Source organism: Cryobacterium sp. TMT2-17-1, assembly GCF_004402765.1.
Classification (GTDB): Bacteria; Actinomycetota; Actinomycetes; order Actinomycetales; family Microbacteriaceae; genus Cryobacterium; species Cryobacterium sandaracinum.
Genome location: NZ_SOGC01000052.1, coordinates 1 through 1,026 on the forward strand (window position 1 = coordinate 1; position 1,026 = coordinate 1,026).

At 68.7% G+C, this 1,026-nt stretch carries 1 protein-coding gene; it reads right to left on the minus strand.

The features are described from left to right. On the minus strand, positions 1 to 1,026 hold a 1,026-nt coding region (locus E3O47_RS15505; RefSeq protein WP_134421223.1), incomplete at both ends, for an HNH endonuclease signature motif containing protein.

A 1,026-nucleotide genomic window follows, 5' to 3' on the forward strand; every position in this document is an offset into this window, starting at 1 on the left:
CGACGCCGAGCGGATGACCGTGGCCGGCTCACTCACGAACGTGCGCCCGGTCGGCGACGTCCACTCAAGCGTGCCGTCACCGAGGTGCAACACCCGCCACCCGGTCTCGCTCTTCAACGCATGACACGCCGGACACAGATGCGCGAGGTTGTCGTGCGCGGTCAGGCCCTCGAACTGCCAATCCAGGGAATGGTCCAGGTCGCAATGCGCCGCCGACCGGTTGCAGCCCGGAAACCGGCAGGTTTTGTCTCGCACCCGGAGGAACCGTTTCAGGTCTTCCGGGACCGCGTACCGGTCCCGGCCTACCGACAGCACCGCCCCCATCTCCGGGTGCACCAGGATCCGGGTGAAACTCGGCGCCCCGGCCGCGATCTGCCGGGCCGTGTCCGGGTCGATCGGACCATACCCCTCCAAGAACCCCGGCTCCTCACCGAGACCCATCAGAGTCAGCACCGGCACGGTCACATTGACCGCACCCCGGATGCCCTTGCCAAGGCCGGACGGGGTGACCCCATCGAGGATGATGTCGGCGAACACGTCCGCCTTGAGCTGCATCAGGGTGCGCACCTCCTCCGGCCCCTGCAGACTCAACGCTGCGAGCATCACCCGCTCGTAGGCACCGGCCACCTTCTCCGCACTGTCGTACAGGGTCAGCGACGCCATACCATCGGGCTCGGGCTCGAAGAACACGGCCCGGTCGCGCACGGACTTCTGGTGCCGGGCCCGGATCGTCTCCGGATGCAGGCGCTCCCGGAGCAGCCGGGCCCGATACTTCAGCTTCGACGCCGTCACCGTGCCCGCCGACCGCAGAACCTCCACCTCGAACGCCGCCTTGGCCTCGTCGGGAACCGACCAGGCCTGATTGATCACCACCTTCGCGTGCTGGTAACTGATCTCGCCGGCCTCGAGCGCGGCCCGGGTGGCCGGGAGCTCGCCGGCCAAGGCGCGGCTCTCCGCGATCAGGTTCTCAGCCGTGCGGCGCGGCACCCGGATCGTGCAGGCCAGTTCGCTGACGAACTCCCGCTC